Genomic DNA, 19,811 nt, shown 5'->3' with positions numbered 1-19,811 from the left:
CGTGGTAATGGGCCGATCAGAACGCGAAGATGCCGATGGCCACGCCGATCGCGAGGCCCGCGGCGGCCGTGGCGGCGGCGAGGAGCATGGCGATCCGCGGGTCGACGCCCTGGTCGACGACGAGTCCGAGCCGGGCACGCACCCGACGGACGCGGCGGACGCGCGATTCCGACCAGATCTCGCGCAGGCTGGATGCGACCTCGTGGGCGGCCGGGCGGTCCTCCGGCTTGCGAGCGGTCATCGACCGGAGCAGCGGGTGCCAGGCGGCGGGCAGCTCAGGCGGGATCACCGGGTCGCGGTGCAGTCGGGCCACCGCGGCTTCGACGACCCCGCCGTCGAACTCCCGACGCCCCGTGATGGCTTCGAGCAGGACCAGCCCGAGCGAGTAGATGTCCGTCTCGGTGCTGACCGTCTCGCCGAGCGCCTGCTCGGGCGACAGGTAGGACGCGGTACCCGAGATGGCCTCGGTGTTCGTCAGCCGGGACCCGCCGACGAAGTGGGCGATGCCGAAGTCGGAGAGCTTGACGAGGTTCGCGTGCCCGAAGGCGGCGATGTCACTGAAGAGCATGTTGTCGGGCTTGATGTCGCGGTGCACGATCGACCGGTTGTGGATGAAGGACAGCGCGTCGGCGACCTGCGCGCCGAGCGCGGCGACGTCACGAGGGAGCATCGGGCCGGCCTGCAGCTTGTCCGTGAGCGTGGCACCCGGGATGTACTCCATGACGAGGAACCGGTGCTCGACCCCGCGGTGGACGACGGAGCCGGAGTCGTAGAGCTCGACGAGGCCCGGGTGACGGAGTTCGCCGAGGAGGCGGATCTCCCGCTCCTGGCGCAGCCGGTCGTTCGCAGTCGCGGCCTCGTCGCGGAAGAGTTTGACGGCGACGGGACGGGAGAGCAGTTCGTCGCGTGCCCGGTAGACGTTGGCGGACCCGCCGGAGCCGAGCTGCTCGCCGATGCTGTACCGCCCGTTCGACAGGCTGACACCGGTGACGACCGTCTCGGTGTGCTCGGTGAACATCACCGATGGATCGGTGATCGACCCGGCGTGTGCCGGGGGTCGGTGCAGGGAGTCGCTCACGGCCGCCCCCTTCACGGTGCAGTCGATGTTGGCCGCGCCACCGCGTTCTCGGCAGGCTGTTCCAGCGACCACGTTACAAGGCGTTCGTCGTTCAGCCGGATTCGTGTCGGAGTGTTGAGAACGGCTAGCGCACCTGGTAGGCGTCTGCAAGACCACGATGCTCCCTTGCGGGCCCCGAACCGCGACGAGGACCATGGAAGGGGCCGGGGAACCCGGGCCGAGTCGTCTGCTGCGAGGAGCACCCATGTCCACTGTCGCTGAAACCGTCGTCGCAACCCTCCAGGCCAGCGGTGTGCAACGCGTCTACGGCCTCCCGGGCGACTCCCTGAACGGCTTCACCGACGCCCTCCGCTCCTCGGGCGGCATCGACTGGGTGCACGTGCGCCACGAGGAGGCCGCCGCCTTCGCCGCAGCTGCGGAGGCGGAGCTGACCGGCGAGCTGGCGGTCGTCGCGGCGAGCTGCGGCCCCGGGAACCTCCACCTCATCAACGGCCTCTTCGACGCGAACCGCTCACGGGTGCCGGTGCTCGCGATCGCCGCGCACATCCCGAGCTCGGAGATCGGCAGCACCTACTTCCAGGAGACCCACCCCCAGGAACTGTTCCGCGAGTGCAGCGTCTACGTCGAGCTCGTGTCCGTCCCGGAGCAGCTGCCGCGGGTGCTCGAGATCGCGATGCGCACCGCCGTGGAGCGCCGCGGCGTGGCCGTCGTGGTCGTGCCGGGCGATGTCATGCTCCAACGGGCCGTGAGCGAGCACGTCTCCGCCATCCTTGCCACGCAGCCTCGGATCCTGCCGTCGGAGCACGAGCTCGACGAGGCCGCACGCCTCCTCAACGCCGGCAAGCGCGTCACGATCCTCGCCGGTGCGGGTGTCGCGGGGGCTCACGCTCAGCTCATCGACACGGCCGACGCCCTCGCCGCGCCGATCGTGCACGCCCTCCGCGGCAAGGAGCACGTCGAATACGACAACCCCTTCGACGTCGGCATGACCGGCCTCCTCGGATTCGCGAGCGGCTACCACGCGATGCTGTCGTGCGACGTCCTCCTCATGCTCGGCACCGACTTCCCCTACCCGCAGTTCTTCCCCGAGGACGCGACCGTCATCCAGGTCGACATCCGGGGTGAACAGATCGGCCGGCGGCACCCGGTGGACCTCCCACTCGTCGGCACTGTCCGCGACACCCTCGACGCGCTGCTGCCGAAGCTCGAGCGCAAGACCCATCGCAAGCACCTCGAGGAGTCGCTCAAGCACTACCGCAGTTCGCGGAAGGGGCTCGACGATCTGGCGACGGCCGACCACGACGGTCAGGCGATCCACCCGCAGTACCTCGCGAAGGTCGTCGACGAGCTGGCGACGGACGACGCCGTGTTCATCCCCGACGTCGGCTCCCCCGTCGTCTGGGCCTCGCGCTACCTCACCATGAACGGGCGGCGTCGACTCATCGGATCGTTCAGCCACGGCAGCATGGCGAACGCCGTTTCGCACGGGCTCGGGGCGCAAGCGTCCCACCCGGGTCGTCAGGTCGTCGCACTCGCGGGCGACGGTGGACTCACCATGCTGCTCGGCGAGCTCATCTCACTCACCCAGAACAAGCTGCCCGTGAAGATCATCGTGATCAACAACTCCTCGCTCAACTTCGTCGAGCTGGAGATGAAGGCGGCCGGGTTCGTCAACTACGGCACCGACCTCGAGAACCCCGACTTCGCCCGCGTGGCCGAGGGCATGGGTATCCACGGCGAACGCGTCGAGCGGGCGAGCGAGCTGGAGGGTGCCATCCGTCGGGCCTTCGACCACGACGGTCCGGCGCTCGTCGACGTCGTGACCGCCAGGCAGGAGCTGTCGATCCCGCCGACGATCACCGCCGAGCAGATGAAGGGGTTCACCCTGTACGCGCTCCGGACGGTCATGTCGGGCAGGGGCGACGAACTGCTCGACCTCGCGAACACGAACCTGCTGCGCCGCATCCTGCCCGGTCACTGAACGACAGCCGGATTCCCCCGCGGTATCCGGAGACCGCCGGGTAGACTCGTCTACCGTGTCCAGACTTCTCGTTACCGGCGGCGCCGGATTCATCGGCTCGAACTTCGTCCACTACGTCCTGAACAACACCGATCACTCGGTGACCGTCCTCGACAAGATGACCTATGCGGGCAACCGCGCCTCACTCGACGGCCTCCCGGCCGATCGTTTCGAGCTGGTCGTGGGCGACATCCAGGACGCGACGCTCGTCGACGAGCTCTTCGCCCGTCACGACGCCGTCGTGCACTACGCGGCGGAGTCGCACAACGACAACTCCCTGCACGACCCGCGCCCGTTCCTCGACACGAACATCATCGGCACGTACACGCTGCTCGAGGCGGCTCGCAAGCACGGCACGCGGTTCCACCACATCTCGACCGACGAGGTCTACGGCGACCTCGAACTCGACGACCCGGAGCGCTTCACCGAGCAGACGCCGTACAACCCGTCGAGCCCGTACTCCTCGACGAAGGCCGGCAGCGACCTCCTCGTCCGCGCGTGGGTGCGTTCCTTCGGCGTCAAGGCGACCATCTCGAACTGCTCCAACAACTACGGTCCGTACCAGCACGTGGAGAAGTTCATCCCGCGCCAGATCACGAACGTGCTCGGCGGTGAGCGCCCGAAGCTGTACGGCACGGGCGAGAACGTCCGCGACTGGATTCACGCGAACGACCACTCGTCCGCCGTCCTCACGATCCTCGACAAGGGGGTCATCGGCGAGACGTACCTCATCGGTGCCGACGGTGAGAAGAACAACAAGGACGTCGTCGAGCTCATCCTCACCCAGCTCGGTCAGCCGGCGGACGCCTACGACCACGTGAACGACCGTCCCGGCCACGACCTCCGTTACGCGATCGACTCGTCGAAGCTGCGCACGGAGCTCGGCTGGACCCCGGCGTTCAGTGACTTCGAGGCCGGCCTTGCCGACACGATCGCCTGGTACCGCGACAACGAGTCGTGGTGGAAGCCGCAGAAGGCAGCCACCGAAGCGAAGTACCAGGAGCAGGGTCAGTAGCCCTCCAGCATCTCAGTGAAGGCCCGTCCGGTGTCAGCCGGGCGGGCCTTTGTCGTTCCGTACCCGGTCCCTGCGCTTGAAGGCCCGGTCCCGGAGACCGGGCAGCGGTACCTGGGCCCCGACCCCGCTCCCTCAGCCCCAACACCGGTCCCTGAGCCTGTCGAAGGGCGACGCACCCCGTGGGCACGTCGACAAGCTCAGTGACCGGAGGAAGTCCCCGGGGCGAAACACGACTGCCCCGCCCGGAGTCGGGCGAGGCAGTCGAAGCGTCAGGTTCCGCGGCGTCAGTTGACGTTCGCGTAGAGCCATTCGAGCGGATCGACCCAGGTGACGCCGTCGAGTCGGATCTCGAAGTGGAGGTGCGGGCCGGTTGACATACCGGTGCTACCGGTGAGTCCGAGGATCGTGCCGACCTTGATCGCCTGACCTTCGGTCACTCGGACCGAACCATGCTGCATGTGCGCGTAGACGCTCGAGACGAGGCGGCCGTTGATGGTGTGGTCGACGATGACGTTGACGCCGAGCGAGCCTTCGCCGTCTTCGACGTGGCGGACGACACCGTCGGCGATGACCTGGATGGGTGCGCCGTTGCCGGGGTTGAAGTCCTGGCCGTGGTGGTCGCTGGAGCACCCGGCGCAGTCGCGGGCACCGAAGCGGTCACCGATGGTGACACCGACCGCGAACGGCCATTGGATGGTCCCGTTCGGGTTGTTCGTGAAGGTGTTCGCCGGGCGGATGCCCATGGCGGCGGCGGCTTCCTCGACGGTGCTCGTCGTGTAGTCGTCGCGGGTGAAGGTCAGCTCGGCCGAACCCTCGCTGTCGAGCGACTGCGACGCCTGGTTGCTCAGCCCGTTGCCGTCGCCGAGCTCTGCCTGCGAGGCCTCGGCCACCGAGGTCGCGACGTCTTCAGCGGTGAGCAGCGCGTTGGCGGGCACGGAGGTGGCCACGGCCATGAGGGCGACGAAGCCCATCGCGGCACCCGCGAAGATCTTGGTGGTGATGCGGCGCTTGCGCGCGATGCTCGTCGGGCGGGGCGACGCCGGTGCGGCGGCCTGGCGGGACGATGCGCGGGGCTTCGGGGCCGGCTTCGATACAGCTGCGCGGCGCACACGGGGGGCGTCGACCGTGGAGGCGTCGACCGTCACCGTGATGGACTCGGTGGCCGGGGTGGAGTCTGAAGCCACGGCCGGTTCGGTGATGAGCGGTTCTGCCTCGACCGGCGCGATGTCGGCGACGTCGGTGGTGTGCACGGCGTCGATCGCCTCGGCGATCATCTGGTCGACCGGGTCGACAGCCGCGGCCGTCTCCTCCTGGTCGGCGCTGGCCTCGTGCGTCGGGTCCTGCAGCACGGACTCCTGGTGCTCCAGGGCCGCCGCCGCCTGACGCTCACGTTCGCGGAGTTCACGGCGGCTGAGCGGCGGCGTCTGCACGGGTGCAGCGTCGTTCTCGACAGACGTGTTCTGCGGGTCCTGAGGGTCGGGAAGCACAGGGGTGTCCTCAGGGCTGGCATGGCGTGACAAGGGGGCGGGGGCCTTTCAATGGGCTTGCAGGAAGGTCTCGACGTCCATCCGCGCGGGGGAACGCGAAGGTAACGAATGCATAAATGCTAGCAACGGGAGGCTGAAAAAGCCATGGCAGTGCTCGGTTTTATCCGAAAAAGACCTGATCAGAGGCCATATGAGAGTTCTCTTATGAACGAGTCGCCACCGGAGCGCCACCGAGAGCGGCGGCGGCGGGCATGGGGCGTCACCCGATCGGCGTCGCGAAGCCCTGCTCGACGAGGAGCCGTTCGAGGACCGCGAGCAGCGGCGCATCGGCGGCCATGATGAGCTGCGTGGTGGCCGGAGCTCCGTCGAAGCCGGAGACCGTCGCGCCCGCCTCGGATGCGATGAGCGCGCCCGCGACCTGGTCCCACGGCTTCAGCCCGCTCTCGTAGTAGGCGTCGAGGCGGCCGGAAGCGACACTGCAGAGGTCGAGTGCGGCGGAACCGATACGACGGACGTCGCGGAAGGTCCCGAGGAGGGCGCCGAGCACGGCCGCCTGCTCCATGCGCCGCGAGGCGGTGTACGAGAAGCCGGTGCCGAGCAGCGCCACGTTCGGTGCCACGCCTCGGTTGACCTCGAGGGTGCGGCCGTTCAGTCGTGCGCCACCGCCGCGGGAGGCGGTGTAGTGCTCACCCAGGACCGGGTTCACCACGGCTCCGGCGAGGGCGGTCCAGGTGGCCGGGTCTGGTTCGCCCTCGACGACACCGATGCTGACGGCGTACGCAGGGATGTCGTAGAGGTAGTTGACGGTGCCGTCGATGGGGTCGACGACCCAGGTCAGGCCGGAGGTTCCCGTCGCTCCGCCCTCCGTGCCGGTCTCCTCGCCGAGGAATCCGTCGTCCGGTCGTGCTGCGAGGAGGCGGTCGCGGATGAATTGCTCGGACTCGCGGTCGGCTCGGGTCACGACGTCCTCGACCGACGACTTGCTCGCGGCGATCTCGACGCCCTCGCGGCGTCGGCGCAGGATCAGCTCGCCGGCCTCTGCGGCGATGTCGGTGGCGATCTGGAGGAGTTCTTCGTGTCCGGTCACCCCACCACCCTATGGCGGCACGACCTGAGTGCCCTTCGACAGGCTCAGGGACCGAACCGGTTCGGGCACGCCTCTCCCGGTCACTGAGCTTGTCGAAGTGCCCACGAAGGAGCCTTCGTCGGCGGGGTCAGAACGGGGCGGGGTCTGGTTCCGTCCGGTGGTGCTTGCCGTCGGGTGTCGTCCACTCGAGGACTCCGCCGGGGCCGTGGTCGAGATTCCATCCGGGGAGGTGTTTCATGCGGTGATGATGTCGACAGAGACACGCGAGGTTTCCGACATCCGTGGTGCCGCCGTCTTCCCAGGCGACCGAGTGGTCGAGGTCACACGCTCTGGCGCGTCTGCCGCAGCCAGGTGCCCGACACGTGCCGTCCCGGAGACGCACCGCGCGCTGCAGATCGGCCGGAACCCGGTACTGATTCCGGCCGACGGAGAGGACCGCACCGGTTTCCGGCTGAACGAGGATCCGGGTGAAGCTCGGTGCGTTCACCGCGATGCGCGCGGCGGTCTCCGGGTCGATGGGACCGTACCCGTCGAGCGTGGCCGGGGCATCGCTCACGCCGGCCATGCTGAGCGCAGGGACGGTGATCTGGACGGTGGGGACGATGTGTTCCTGCACTTCGATCGGGTGTGGCAGGACCGGGCTCGACATGACATCCTCCGGCGTCACACCGGTCAGGGCGAGCGCTACGAGGGCGTCGGCCTGCAGCTGTGCGCAGGTGCGGGTGTCACCGGCATTGCGCGATTCGGCGGCGGCTGTCTCGATCCGTTCGACGATGCCCTGCGCGATCGGTGCCGTGGTGAACAGATGCACCCACGCCATCCCGTCCGCTGCGGGTTCGAACTCGACCCGGCGGTCGGCCTCGGAGCGGACCGCGCGGGCGGTGATGGACTCGGGGTGCAGGCGCTCGCGCAAGACGCGGGCGCGGTTTTTGAGTCCTGCTGCGGTCATGCGCTCCGCTTCGGGCAGGACCTGGTCCAGAAACGCCGCCCGCCCAGCGGCCGGGACGTCGCAGAGCTGGTCCGTGATCACCTGCGCATGCCTCGCCGAGATACGCCCTACCTCGAGTGACTCGAGCACGGCCGGCGCTTCGTTCACGAGGCGCTCGGCGTCGTTGGTCGCACGCTGCACAGTCCGCTCCGGTATCCGGGTCGCCATCGCAAGAGCCGCACAGGTCGAACGACGGGACAGTGCCTGGCGCTCGGCCGGCGGGAAGATCGCCGGGACCGTGGCGTCCGCGAAGGCGTCCGCGTAGGCGGCGGAACTGGCGAGGAGGCGCGCCTTTCGTGCGTCCAGGACGGCCTGCTGTCGGTGGAGATCCGCCCACTCCTCCGAGAACTCCGCGAGCCGCGCGGCGTACTCGTCGCCGACGCGGGTCGCGGTGAGGGTGGTCTCGATCATGGGACAAGTCCACCATGGACCACTGACATTCCAGATGACGAGTCGGTCGGTTGTGGACGTCTCCTCGGGTGCCCTTCGACAGGCTCAGGGACCGGAGGAAGGGCACCGGATTCGCGAGGTTCTCCGCGTGCCCTTCGACAGGCTCAGGGACCGGCGGGGGTTCCCCCGGCTCGCCAGCACCACGAAAAATCGCCCCATCCGGAGGATGAGGCGATTTGTCCGTGGCGAGTGAGGGATTCGAACCCCCGAAGGCTGAGCCGTCTGATTTACAGTCAGATCCCTTTGGCCGCTAGGGTAACTCGCCAAGCGCGCCCGACCGACTTTCGAACAGCCAACCGAAAGCGCTTGACCAATATAGCCGTCAGACCGCCGGACGCGAAATCAGCATCGGCATCCGTCACCGAGCCGCTCAGCGCTCGTCGGACGGCGCCGCTTCGGCGTACTCGTTCGCCGCGGCGGCGACCCGCCGAAGGTACTCGGGTGACGAGTTGTACGCCCGGATCCCACTCAGCCAGCCGTCCTCCGTCCGCATGTCGTAGTCGCTCGCCCGGCAGAGGTAGTTCCCGGCCGCCATCGCCGCGTCGTCGAGGTTCTGCGGGTCGAGCACGCCGTCACCGCTCGCATCGGTCCCCCAGTTCTCCCACGACTGCGGGATGAACTGGAACGGGCCGACGGCACGGTCGTGGACCGGGTCGCCGTCGATGACCCCCTGGTCGGTGTCGGTGATCTCCTCGGTCTCACCACCCGTGAGCGGCACACCGAAGATCGGCGGCGTCACGACGCCGTCCTCGCCGAGCTTCGAGCCGTCGTGGCGTCCGTGGTCGCTCTCGGCGAACCCGACGGCCGCGATCGTCGTCCAACCGATGCCGCACTCCGGCGTCAGCTCGGCCTTGCGGATGGCGGCACCGGCATAGGACCGCAGGGCGCGCTCGGGGATGCCACTCGCCTCGGCGACCTCGGTGATCCACCGGGGATCGGCGAGGTCGACGTTCGCGACACCGCCGTCGGGAGCGTCGCTCTTCGGCGGGAGCTCGACGGGAACCGCATACGGGACGGGGGCCGGCTCGGGAGCACAACTGCTCAAGACGAGCACACCGATCACCAGGGTCGCTCCGGCGAGCGCCCCTCGTCGTCCGACGATGGTCCGCTGGTCCTGCTTCACCGGGCTGCGCATCGCACCCACCCAACCACACCTGCCTGAGCGACACCGGCGCTACCATGGTCCACATGGCAGATTCATCGTTTGACGTCGTGAGCAAGGTCGACAAGATGGAGGCGGACAACGCCCTCAACCAGGCGCACAAGGAGGTCGAGCAGCGGTACGACTTCAAGAACGTCGGTGCCTCGATCGCCTGGAGCGGCGAGAAGATCCTCATGAAGGCCAACACCGAGGAGCGCGTGAAGGCGATCCTCGACGTCTTCGAGTCGAAGCTCATCAAGCGCGGCATCTCGCTCAAGAGCCTCGAGGTCGGCGACCCGTTCGCGAGCGGCAAGGAGTACCGGATCGAGGCGACCCTCAAGGAGGGCATCAGCCAGGAGATCGCGAAGAAGGCCAACAAGCTCATCCGCGACGAGGGCCCGAAGTCGGTCAAGTCGCAGATCCAGGGCGACGAGCTCCGTGTCTCGTCGAAGAGCCGTGACGATCTCCAGGCCACCATGGCGCTGCTGAAGGGCGCCGACCTCGACATCGACCTCCAGTTCGTCAACTACCGCTAGCGGGTCGGACGCGGTCGATCACCTCGATCGCGTCATGATCGACCTCGGCACCACTCTCTTCACCGGAGCACCCGATCCGGCGGGCTCCCGTCCGGCACGGTGCCGGACGAACCGTACCCGTGCGAGCGGGCTCGATGGTTGGAGTGGAGCAGTGGATCACCAGAGACCCGCGGACGGGTCGCATCTCGAACTCTTCCGGACCTCGCGCGCCGGCCAGGAGGTCGGTGTCCCGTGCTGGTGCGCGATCGGCGCGAACCACAGCTACGCCGACTGGCTCGCCGCCGGGCGACCGGATCCTCGGCGTCCGATGGGCTCGCGGCGGCACCTGCCGCCCGCTGAACGCTAGCGATCGGCTGTCGGCGGCTTCGTGAGGTAGCCGCGTCCCCACGCGACGATCTGCTCGAACGCGCGCTGTCGGACGGGCTCCTCGGACAGGAAGACGTCGTGCAAGGCGCCGTCGAGCCGCACGATCGTGACGGTCTCGCCAAGGTCGAGCGCGCGTTCCGCGACCGCGTCGACGTCGAGCGCCGTGTCACTCCGCATCATCGCGTCGTTCCACCGCGGCAACAGGACACTCCGTGCCGACAGCAGCGTGAGCGCCGGCACGCGCAGCTGCAGGCCCGCGTCGACGAGCCGATGCCCTCGCAGGATCGCGTTCAACCACCCGGGATGCAGCGGGAACCCGTGGAGCGGCCGCCAGGCGAGGTCGTAGTCCCAGGCCCCGTCCATCGTGCTCGACACGGAGCGGGTGTAGAACCCGAGGTCGACGACGGGGAGCTGGGCACGCGGATCGATCCGCGATCCGGCTTGGACGAGCGGGGCGATCGCGAGCCGCCCGAGCTGCCTCGCCTGGAATTCGAGCCACGGACTGTTCAGGACGAGACCGGCGACGCGATCCTGGTTCCGGGCCGTCCAGAGGCTCAGGGTGAGCCCGCCGGTCGAGTGGCCGAGGAGGACGAGTCGGCGCCGGGTCCGCCGCCCGGCGGCGTGCTCGTCGGAGCCGTGCCCCATCACCGAGAGCGCTGCCTCGATGTCCTCGTCGTAGGTGCGGAGGTCGTCGACGTATCCCGGCGTCTGGTGCGGGCGGAGGCTCCGGCCGTACTTGCGCAGGTCGAGTGCGTAGAACCGCGCTCCGAGCCTGGCCCAGAATCGCGCGAGGTGGCGTTGGAAGAAGTAATCGGACCAGCCGTGGACGTACAGGACGTCGATGCCGTCCGCGACGTCGGGCAGCAGGAACTCGCCGAGCTGCTCGAGGGGCGGCATCCGGTAGCGGACGAGGGTCGCGACGACGTCACCTTCATCGTCCGGTTCGAGGGTCAGCGTGCGCTGCTGGAAGCCCTCGCCGAGGATGTCGGCGGTCCACCCGCGAGATCCGGCCATACCGCCACGTTACCGCGCCCCGTGATCGGTGGTCGGATGGTCGGGCTCGACCGCCGACCATCCGACGTTCCGACTACTGCTGGTACGGGTTGTGCTGCTGCGGGGCCTGCGGCTGCTGTCCGTAGGGCTGCTGCGCCTGACCGTGCTGCTGCGAGCCGTGGTCGTGCTGACCCTGCTGGTGCTGGCCCTGCTGCTCGTGCTGACCCTGCAGGAACTGCTGACCGTGCTGCTGACCATTGTGCTGCTCGTGCGGAGCGTCGGCGAGGCCCTCGGGTGCGACCAACCGCGTCGCGAGCACGGCACCGATCGTGAGGAAGCCCGCGAGGGTGACCCCGTAGAGGATCGGCGACAGGAAGCCCTGGTTGACGAAGAACGCCGGGGTGCCGTACTGCTCGACGACACCGCGCACGATGGTGACGATGAGCACCACGAGCAGCAGGACGCCGGTGCCGACGGCCGCGGCGATGCCCACCGACTGGATCAGGTCGCGGGCGGTCCGGACCCGTGTGAGCGGACGGACCATGATGAGGATGAGTGCCGCCCCTGCGCCCCAGAGGGCGATGTTGACGAGGTTCGCGCCGAAGCCCAGCAGGACGTCACCGACGGGGAAGTACTCCGAGATGCTGAAGAAGGACCCGATGATGCCCACCAGTGCGACGGCCGCAGCGATACCCGCTGCGATGCCGACCGACACGAGCGCGAGACGCGTCTCGCGTGCACGAGGGTTCGGCGCCTTCTGCGGAGCCTGCACGTACTGCTGCGGCTGACCGTACTGACCCTGCTGCGGCTGACCGTACTGACCCTGGGGGGCTCCGTACTGACCGGTCTGCTGCGGCTGGCCGTACTGCCCCGTGTCCTGACCGTACTGGCCGGTGTGCTGCGGCTGGCCCGGGTGCTGCGGCTGGCCGTACTGGCCCTGCTGCGGCTGACCCCACTGGCCCGCTTGCTCACCGGTCTGCGGCTGGCCCCACTGGCCACCCTGCTGCGGAGCCGGAGTCTGCTGGCCGGTCTGGTCCCACTGCTGCTGCACGGGATCCGGGTGCATCTCGCCGTACCGCGGCTGCTGCTGGTGCTGCTGCCGGCCGTCGGCGACGAATGCCGGCGGCTCGGACGGCGGTACGGACGTCGGCTGCTCCGACGGGACGTTCTGGGGCGCGTTGGGGTCGGTCATCCGTCCAGCATAGTGACCGACACCCGTCGGAACCGGGTTCCGTCGAGCGGCTTGACGCGGGGCGATCGGCGGGATCGCGGGCGGCTCAGGCGGACGGTGTCCCGATGCCCGACGGCTGCGCACGCGAGATCGCCACCATCTCCTCACGCGGCACCACCTTGATGCGGGCGCGACCCTGCGGTTCACCGAGCGCGATCTCATGCTGGTCGAGGAGGTGCCAGCCCTCGAGGTCCGTGTAGGCCACGCCGCGCGACTCGAGCAGCGCGACGACGGCCTTCTCCTCGGGTTCGGCCGGCGCCCACCAGTCCGCCTGATCGTTGATGACGTGGCTGATGGTCTCCATCGCGTCCGACTTCGTGTGGCCGATGAGGCCGACCGGACCACGTTTGATCCACCCGGTCGCGTAGACGCCCGGGACGCGCTCGTTGCTCTCGGGGTGGAGGACCTTGCCCTCGTGGTTGGGGATGACGCCGTGCCGAGAGTCGAAGGGCACGCCGGGCAGCGGGCTTCCGAAGTACCCCACCGCGCGGTAGAGCGCCTGGATCGGCACCTCGCGGATCTCACCCGTGCCCTCGACCCCGCCCTGACCGTCTGGTCTCGTCCGCTCGTACCGGAAGGCGGCGACCTTGCCGGAACCGTCGTCGACGACTTCGACCGGCTTCGCGTAGAAGTGCAGGTGCAGTCGGCGCGAGGCCTGACCGGTCTCCCGCTTGCGCCACTGCTGCAGGACGCGGTCGATGACCATGACCTGCTTGTTGCTCGCCACCGCCGCCTTCGACGCGTCGTCGTAGTCGAAGTCCTCGTCGGCGAGGATCATGTCGACGTCGTTGAGTTCCCCGAGTTCGCGGAGCTCCAGCGGCGTGAACTTCACCTGTGCGGGCCCGCGACGCCCGAAGACGTGCACGTCGGTCACGGGCGACTGCTGCAGCCCCTCGTGGACGTTGGCCGGGATCTCGGTCGGGAGCAGATCCTCCGGGTGCTTCGCGAGCATGCGAGCGACGTCGAGCGCGACGTTCCCGTTGCCGATCACGGCGATCGACTCCGCTTCGAGCGGCCAGGTGCGTGGGACGTCGGGGTGTCCGTCGAACCAGCTCACGAACTCGGCGGCACCGTACGACCCGTCGAGGTCGATCCCCGGGATGTCGAGCGGGGCGTCCTCGACGGCACCCGTGGAGAAGATCACGGCGTTGTAGTGGTGCTTGAGGTCGTCCAGCGTGATGTCGACGCCGAAGCGGACGTTGCCGAAGATCCGGATGTCGCCTCGGTCGAGGACGTCGCGGAGCGCGTTGATGATCCCCTTGATACGCGGGTGGTCGGGCGCGACACCGTAGCGGACCAGGCCGTACGGGGCCGGAAGCTGCTCGAAGAGGTCGATGGAGACGTCGAACTTCCGTTCCGCCTTGAGGAGGATGTCTGCCGCGTAGATGCCTGCGGGTCCTGCGCCGACGATGGCCAGCCTGAGCTTGGTCACGGTGGTTCCTTTCGTGTCCCCGTGCGGGGTTCCGGGTGCAGCCGGTGGAGCGCTCCGGCCGTCATGCATGCGCATCTGGGATGCCGTGCCGCCCCGGTGGAGCGGCGCCGCCATCAACTCCTTCGGTCGACGATCGCCTTCGCGAAGTGCACGAGCGCCTTCTTGACCGAGCCGTCGGGCAGTGGAGCGAGTGCAGCGATCGCCTCGTCGGCCCACTGCCGGGCCTCGGTGAAGGTCCGCGCGGTCACGGCGTGGTCGCGCAGGGTGGCCACGAGCGCGGCGAACCGGACGGGGTCGTGGTCCGTCTCCGTGACCTCGGCGTCGAGACGGGCGACGAGCGCTGCCGCCTCGGGGTCGGCGACGGCCTCGCGGCGCAGGTAGAGCATGGGGAGGGTGACGACGCCGGCCCGGAGGTCGGTGCCGGGGACCTTGCCGGTCTCCTCCGGTTGCGGCGACAGGTCGATGACGTCGTCGATGAGCTGGAAGGCGATGCCGACCTTCTCGCCGAACTCGACGACCGCACTCTCGTACGCCTCGGGGGCGTTGGAGAAGATGACGCCGCTCCGGGCCGCGGCGGCGATGAGCGACCCTGTCTTGTCGGCGAGGACCTGGATGTAGTGCTCGACCTCGTCCTGGCCCTCGCGAGGACCGGTGGTCTCGTGCAACTGCCCCAGCACGAGGCGCTCGAACGTGGCGGCCTGGATCCGGATCGCCCGCTCACCGAGGTCGGCCATGATCTGGCTGGCACGGGCGAACAAGAGGTCGCCGGTGAGGATGGCGGTGTTGTTGCCGAACACCTGGTGGGCGCTGGGCACGCCTCGACGCTTGTCGGCGTCGTCCATGACGTCGTCGTGGTAGAGCGACCCGAGGTGGGTGATCTCGATCGCCTCGGCCGCCCGCAGGACGTTGTCGGTGATGCCGTCGCCGAGCTGGGCGATGAGCATGGTGAGCAGGGGGCGAACCCGCTTGCCGCCGGCCTCGAGCAGATAGCGCGCGGTGACGTCCACGAGGTCGTCGGTGAACCCGAGCTGCTCCTCCAGACCGATCTCGAGGCGGGCCACGCCGTCGTCGATGGTCTTGGCGAGCTTGCGGTCTGCACCGGTCGCGAACATGCGTTCGGCAAGCCCGGCCTGGCTGGCCAGGTTGCTGACACGGCGGGTCGCGCTGGGATTCACAGCTCTAGCCTAGCCGGGGCAGCCCGTCACCGGTGCCGGAGGACCGGAATCCACGGGCGCGGTCAGGCGATTGGCAGCTGTGGTCGGACCACACGGCGCGATTCAGCGGAGCTGCACACCCTCGGCGTCGTAGAACGCCAGGTGCGGGAACTCGTGCGCGAGGTCGAGCAGCATCGAGTACCCGTCGGTGTTGAGGGGCGGCCACGTCCAGGCGTCGACGCCCTGAGCGGTCGGCAGTGCGGCGCGGAAGAGGCCGGCCTCGACGCCGGTCCCGAGGTGTTTCGGCGGCACGACGACGAGGGCGATCCTGGCCGACGGTCCCGACGCCACGAACTGGAGCCGCGCACCGGTCGCGTCGTCTCGCACGATGAACTCTCGGGTGCCCGGGGTGTCCGGCGGGATCTCCGTGGTGTCGTAGCGCTCGTACGGCTTCGCGAACGCGGACTTCGCCCGCCTGGCGTTCATGAGGATGACGACGAGCACGAGACCGACGATCGCGATGCCCCAGATCCACGGGCCGCCTGGCAGGGTGTCCAACATCCCTCCAGTATGCCCGGCCCGCCTGGACGACCCCGGGAGATGCCCTTCGACAAGCTCAGGGACCGGAGGAAGGCTCAGGGACCGGAGGTCAGGTGAGACCACCGTCGACGGAGCGGCCGTACTCGATCGGCTCGTCCGGCACGAGGACCTCGGTGTCGCGGTTGAGGCTCTCCCCGCGGAAGAAGGGCCGCGAGGCCTTGCGGCCGTACCAGAGCAGCATGAGCACGAACCCGAAGGCCAGCGAACCGACCCCGATGACGAACGTGCCGCCGACACCGAACAGGACCGTGTAGCCGTAGTCCACGTCGAACATGTCGATGCAGCTCTGCACGAAGGCGTAGGTGAGCATCAGCGCACCCAGCAGCGGGAACAGCCCCTTGAAGAAGAAGTCCTGTGCGGAACGGAAGAGCACCTTGCGGAAGTACCAGACGCACGCGTACCCGGTGATGCCGTAGTAGAAGGCGATCGCGAGTCCGAGCGACAGGATCGAGTCGGCGAGGATGTTCTCGCTCACGAGCGTCATGCCGACGTAGTAGACGATCGCCACGATGCCCATGACGAGTGTGGAGAACGACGGGGTCTTGAACGTCGGGTGGACGGTCGCGAACCGCTTCGGGAGCGCCTTGTAGGCGGCCATCGAGAGCGTTCCACGAGCTGTCGGCAGGATCGTCGTCTGCGTCGAGGACACGGCCGAGATCAGGACGGCCACGACGAGGATCCAGGCCCAGGGGCCGAGCACGAGGTCCTTGAGTGCGAGGAAGATGTCGTTCGCGTTGTCCTCGTTACCGAGCCCGGTGCCCGTGTCGCCGAGCCCGGCGTAGGCCATGGCGGCGACCGTCACCGTGACGTAGGTGACGAGGAGGACGACGGTCGAGATGAGCGCTGCGCGACCCGGGATCTTCTGCGGGTCCTTCGTCTCCTCGTTCAGGGCCAGGCAGGTGTCCCACCCCCAGTAGATGAACAACGCGAGCAGCACGGCCTCGATGAACCCGTGATAGTCGCCGAAGGCGAACGGATTGAACCAGTCAAGCGAGACCGGCGTGGCGTTCGGAGCCGTGCCGTTCGCGACGCCGATGAAGGCGAACACGGCGAACAGCACGAGCGCGAGGTACTGGATCGCGAGGAGGATGTTCTGGATCCGCTCCCCCAGCTCGATGCCGCGGTACGAGACCCACGTCATGAGGGCGATGAACACGACACCGGTGGCGGTGACGAGTGGGACGTTCGAGGCGAGGGAACCGTCGCCGATGAGCAGCCACAGGTACTGCCCCGCGATCTGTGCGAGGTTCGCGAGCACCACGATGCCGGCGAGCGCGACGCCCCACCCGCCGATCCAGCCGGTGACCGGGCCGAAGGCCTTCGTCGCCCAGGTGAAGGTGGTGCCGCAGTCCGGCACGTCGCGGTTCAGCTCGCGATAGGCGAACGCGATGAACAGCATCGGGATGAAGGCGACGATGAAGGCGATCGGCGCCTGGGCGCCCACGGCGAGCACGACGAACCCGAGCGTCGCGACGAGCGAGTACACCGGCGCGGTCGACGCCAGGCCGATGATCACGGAGCCGAAGAGGCCGAGGGTGCCGGTGGCGAGACCCTTGCCGCCGGTGGGTGATGCCGGCTGCGGCCCGCGGGCCGTGTCCTGTGCTGTCATGACGGAACGGTAGGGCCGGGTGCACCCGTGTGTCAATGCTCCCGTTCGGGACCGGGCTACGGAATCAGTCGCGCCGCCTCATCGGAAGTGACGGGATCAACCGGTTCCACCCCTCGAGAATGCCGAGACGAACCCCGATGGTGACGCGACTCAGGCCGGCTTGAGTCCCCGGTGCAGGGCGACGATCCCGCCGGTGAGGTTGCGGTACGCGACGTGCTCGTAGCCCGCTTCGCGCAGCCAGGCGGCCAGCTCCGGCTGGCTCGGCCAGGCGCGGATCGAGTCGTTCAGGTAGGTGTACGCCTCGGCGTTCGACGACGCGACGCCCGCGACGAGCGGCATGACCCGCTCGAGGTAGAGGTTGTACGCGGCGCGCATGGGCCCGAACGTCGGCGTGGAGAACTCGCAGATGACGATCCGGCCGCCGGGCTTCGTGACCCGGAGCATCTCGGCGAGGGCGTCCTTCGGACGGACGACGTTGCGGAGACCGAAGGAGATCGTCGTGGCGTCGAACTCCTCGTCGGCGAAGGGGAGGTCGGTCGCGTCGGCCTCGACGAACTGGATGTCGGAGCGGTCGGCGTACTTGTCGCGACCCACGGCGATCATGCCGGGCGAGAAGTCGGCGGCCACGACCTGCGCCCCGTTGCGGGCCAGCGCCGCGGAGGACGTTCCCGTGCCGGCGGCGAGGTCGAGGATGCGCTCACCGGCGGCCAGACCGACCGCACGAGTGGTCGCGATGCGCCACAGGGCGTCGTTCCCGACGGAGAGGACCGCGTTCATGCGGTCGTACTTCGTCGAGACGTCGTCGAACATGGCCGAGACCTGCTCGGGCTGCTTGGAGAGGTCGGCGCGGTTCACCCCTCCATCCTACGTCCGCGCCGCTGGGAGCCGGCCGTCCGAGCACGGCTCCCAGGCTCACGCTCAGTAGTCGATGCGTCCGTGCCGGTTGTGAAACTCGCCGGTGGGACCGTCCGGACCGAGCAGGGCGAGCGCGACGGTCGCGTCCGTCCCCTCGGTCACCGTCTGGTGGCCGCCGTGCCCGTTGAAGTCGGTCGCCGTGTAGCCCGGGTCGCTCACGTTCACCCGGAACCCGGGCAGGTTCTTCGCGTACTGCACGGTGAGCGCGATGACGGCCGCCTTCGACGCGGCGTACGGGATCGTCGGCACCGCGAACTCGTCGGCCCCCTCGGTGGTGAGGAAGCGCGGCCACCCGACCCCGGAGGCGACGTTCACGATGACGGGTCGGGACGAACGACGCAGGAGGGGCAACGCCGCCTGGGTGACGCGGACGAGACCCACGACGTTCGTGTCGAGGACGTCCTGCATCGACTCCGGCGCGAGGTCGTTGACGCCGAAGGACGTGCCGAGCACGCCGGCGTTGTTGACGAGCACGTCGAGCTCCGGGAGCGCCGCGAGGGCCGCATCGACGCTCGCCTGGTCGGTGACGTCGAGCTGGACGGGGTGGGCGCCGAGTGCGGCGACGGCATCGCCACGGCCCAGGTCGCGCATGCCGGCGTAGACGGTGTGGCCGGCGTCGATCAGTCGGCGTGCGGTTTCGAGTCCGAGGCTCTTGTTGGCCCCGGTGATGAGTGTGGTGGTCATGGGTCCATGCTCCGCCCGGCAGGGTCGGCCCGCCAGGCCCCGGTCGACAGGAGGACCGGCAGTACCAGGGTGCGGACCGCCGCCGGGGGCACAATGGCCGGATGGACGAATTCGCCGGTGTGCTCCGGGCCTGGCGCGAACGGGTCTCCCCTGCCGAAGTCGGTCTCCCCGCCGGCCCAGGACGACGGACTGCCGGCCTGCGCCGCGAGGAGCTCTCCGCCCTCGCCGGCATCAGCGTGGACTACATCGTCAGGCTCGAGCAGGGTCGCGCCAAGAACCCTTCGCCGCAACTCCTCCGGGCGCTTGCGGTCGCCCTCCGACTGACGGATCAGGAGCGCGACCACCTCTACCGGGTCGCCGGAGCCGCTCCACCACCGCCCGGGGTCGTCCCCCGGCACATCGGTCCTGGCGTCCAGCGCATCGTCGACCGGCTCGGCGACGTGCCGCTGGCGGTCTTCTCCGCCGCCCACGACATCCTGCTCTGGAACCCGCTGTGGGCCGCGGTGAACGGCGATCCGTCCGCCCTCGTCGGCGACGATCGCAACCTGGTGTGGCGGCACTTCACCGCGGGGCACGAGAGCACCGACTTCGACGAGCAGCACGAGGAGGAGTTCGCGAGCGACCTCGCCGCAGACCTCCGGGCCGCGGTCGGGCGCTACCCGCGGGACGACGAGCTCGCACGACTCGTGGCCCGGCTGCGATCGGTGTCGCCCGAGTTCGAGCGACGCTGGGCGGAAGCCAGGGTCGCGGAGCACCGGGCGAGCCGGAAGACGGTCACGCGGACGCCGGTCGGACCGATCACCGTCGACTGCGACGTCCTGTCCACGCCGGGCGGCGACCTGCGCATCGTCGTCTACACGGCGGCACCGGGCACCGAGGACGCGGCGAAACTCGCACTGCTCGGGGTCACCGGGTTGCAGACGATCGGCACGCCCGGCCGGTGAACGCCCCGCCGACCAGGCCGTGAGCACCCCGCCACCGGTCGGGCTGCGGCGGGGAGTGACCCCTCCTGCGCGGGCGTAGGG

18 protein-coding genes and 1 tRNA gene are annotated in these 19,811 nt (G+C 69.0%); 5 read left to right on the top strand and 14 right to left on the bottom strand.

Features of this window, described 5'->3' with window-relative positions; translation table 11 throughout:
• Positions 1 to 16: 16 nt before the first annotated feature.
• Positions 17 to 1,078 carry a serine/threonine-protein kinase gene (locus BIU99_RS01030; protein ID WP_175484325.1) on the bottom strand — a complete coding sequence of 354 codons (1,062 nt, stop codon included), beginning with the start codon at positions 1,076 to 1,078 and terminating at the stop codon, positions 17 to 19.
• Between the two features lie 244 nt (positions 1,079 to 1,322).
• Here BIU99_RS01030 and poxB point away from each other — a divergent pair, with 244 nt between their 5' ends.
• Together poxB and rfbB are read left to right on the top strand one after the other, a co-directional pair.
• Positions 1,323 to 3,059, top strand: coding sequence for a ubiquinone-dependent pyruvate dehydrogenase (gene poxB / locus BIU99_RS01025; RefSeq protein WP_064294579.1), 1,737 nt, complete (start codon positions 1,323 to 1,325; stop codon positions 3,057 to 3,059).
• A 55-nt stretch (positions 3,060 to 3,114) separates the two neighbouring features.
• A complete protein-coding gene (gene rfbB / locus BIU99_RS01020) occupies positions 3,115 to 4,113 on the top strand; it encodes a dTDP-glucose 4,6-dehydratase (RefSeq protein WP_071258697.1) in 999 nt (332 codons plus the stop codon).
• Positions 4,114 to 4,397: 284 nt separating this feature from the next.
• Here rfbB and BIU99_RS01015 read toward each other — a convergent pair whose 3' ends face one another.
• The 5 genes from BIU99_RS01015 to BIU99_RS00995 form a co-directional block, all read right to left on the bottom strand.
• Entirely contained in the window at positions 4,398 to 5,543 is a 1,146-nt protein-coding gene (locus tag BIU99_RS01015; protein WP_071259277.1) for a M23 family metallopeptidase, read from the bottom strand.
• Positions 5,544 to 5,859: 316 nt separating this feature from the next.
• A complete protein-coding gene (locus BIU99_RS01010; RefSeq protein ID WP_071258694.1) occupies positions 5,860 to 6,687 on the bottom strand; it encodes an inositol monophosphatase family protein in 828 nt (275 codons plus the stop codon).
• Positions 6,688 to 6,814: 127 nt separating this feature from the next.
• Complete coding sequence (locus BIU99_RS01005) at positions 6,815 to 8,086, bottom strand: HNH endonuclease signature motif containing protein (RefSeq protein WP_071258692.1); 1,272 nt, start codon at positions 8,084 to 8,086, stop codon at positions 6,815 to 6,817.
• 222 nt (positions 8,087 to 8,308) lie between these two features.
• Positions 8,309 to 8,390: transfer RNA gene (locus BIU99_RS01000), tRNA-Tyr, on the bottom strand.
• A gap of 105 nt (positions 8,391 to 8,495) precedes the next feature.
• Positions 8,496 to 9,260: a lytic murein transglycosylase gene (locus BIU99_RS00995; protein WP_071258690.1), complete on the bottom strand. Its 765-nt coding sequence runs from the start codon at positions 9,258 to 9,260 to the stop codon at positions 8,496 to 8,498.
• 53 nt (positions 9,261 to 9,313) lie between these two features.
• Here BIU99_RS00995 and BIU99_RS00990 point away from each other — a divergent pair, with 53 nt between their 5' ends.
• Together BIU99_RS00990 and BIU99_RS19590 are read left to right on the top strand one after the other, a co-directional pair.
• Positions 9,314 to 9,802 carry a YajQ family cyclic di-GMP-binding protein gene (locus tag BIU99_RS00990; RefSeq protein ID WP_056014685.1) on the top strand — a complete coding sequence of 163 codons (489 nt, stop codon included), beginning with the start codon at positions 9,314 to 9,316 and terminating at the stop codon, positions 9,800 to 9,802.
• 151 nt (positions 9,803 to 9,953) lie between these two features.
• Positions 9,954 to 10,148, top strand: a complete 195-nt coding sequence (locus BIU99_RS19590; protein WP_086474884.1) for a hypothetical protein — start codon at positions 9,954 to 9,956, stop codon at positions 10,146 to 10,148.
• Here BIU99_RS19590 and BIU99_RS00980 read toward each other — a convergent pair.
• The 8 genes from BIU99_RS00980 to BIU99_RS00945 all read right to left on the bottom strand — a co-directional run bounded on the left by BIU99_RS00980 (position 10,145) and on the right by BIU99_RS00945 (position 18,786).
• A complete protein-coding gene (locus tag BIU99_RS00980; protein ID WP_071258686.1) occupies positions 10,145 to 11,182 on the bottom strand; it encodes an alpha/beta hydrolase in 1,038 nt (345 codons plus the stop codon). The two genes, BIU99_RS19590 and BIU99_RS00980, sit on opposite strands and share 4 nt — an antisense overlap.
• 73 nt (positions 11,183 to 11,255) lie before the next feature.
• Entirely contained in the window at positions 11,256 to 12,353 is a 1,098-nt protein-coding gene (locus BIU99_RS20115; protein ID WP_071258685.1) for a hypothetical protein, read from the bottom strand.
• A gap of 85 nt (positions 12,354 to 12,438) precedes the next feature.
• On the bottom strand, positions 12,439 to 13,824 hold the full coding sequence (locus BIU99_RS00970; RefSeq protein ID WP_071258681.1) for an FAD-dependent oxidoreductase: 1,386 nt from the start codon (positions 13,822 to 13,824) through the stop codon (positions 12,439 to 12,441).
• A gap of 113 nt (positions 13,825 to 13,937) precedes the next feature.
• On the bottom strand, positions 13,938 to 14,999 hold the full coding sequence (locus BIU99_RS00965; protein WP_071258678.1) for a polyprenyl synthetase family protein: 1,062 nt from the start codon (positions 14,997 to 14,999) through the stop codon (positions 13,938 to 13,940).
• A 102-nt stretch (positions 15,000 to 15,101) separates the two neighbouring features.
• On the bottom strand, positions 15,102 to 15,539 hold the full coding sequence (locus tag BIU99_RS00960; RefSeq protein ID WP_071258675.1) for a hypothetical protein: 438 nt from the start codon (positions 15,537 to 15,539) through the stop codon (positions 15,102 to 15,104).
• Between the two features lie 88 nt (positions 15,540 to 15,627).
• Positions 15,628 to 17,187 carry an APC family permease gene (locus BIU99_RS00955; protein ID WP_071258673.1) on the bottom strand — a complete coding sequence of 520 codons (1,560 nt, stop codon included), beginning with the start codon at positions 17,185 to 17,187 and terminating at the stop codon, positions 15,628 to 15,630.
• 150 nt (positions 17,188 to 17,337) lie between these two features.
• Positions 17,338 to 18,042: a demethylmenaquinone methyltransferase gene (locus tag BIU99_RS00950; protein WP_064294590.1), complete on the bottom strand. Its 705-nt coding sequence runs from the start codon at positions 18,040 to 18,042 to the stop codon at positions 17,338 to 17,340.
• A 63-nt stretch (positions 18,043 to 18,105) separates the two neighbouring features.
• The gene (locus BIU99_RS00945; RefSeq protein ID WP_071258671.1) at positions 18,106 to 18,786 is read right to left on the bottom strand and encodes an SDR family NAD(P)-dependent oxidoreductase; all 681 of its coding nucleotides are present in this window, start codon (positions 18,784 to 18,786) and stop codon (positions 18,106 to 18,108) included.
• A 101-nt stretch (positions 18,787 to 18,887) separates the two neighbouring features.
• Between BIU99_RS00945 and BIU99_RS00940 the strand changes: the two genes are divergently transcribed.
• Complete coding sequence (locus BIU99_RS00940) at positions 18,888 to 19,730, top strand: helix-turn-helix transcriptional regulator (RefSeq protein ID WP_071258669.1); 843 nt, start codon at positions 18,888 to 18,890, stop codon at positions 19,728 to 19,730.
• Positions 19,731 to 19,811 lie beyond the last annotated feature (81 nt).

This window comes from Plantibacter sp. MMLR14_011 (genome assembly GCF_001865025.1).
GTDB lineage: Bacteria > Actinomycetota > Actinomycetes > Actinomycetales > Microbacteriaceae > Plantibacter > Plantibacter flavus_A.
The sequence above is the reverse complement of the archived record's forward strand: the minus strand, read 5'-3'. Positions and strand labels throughout refer to the sequence as shown.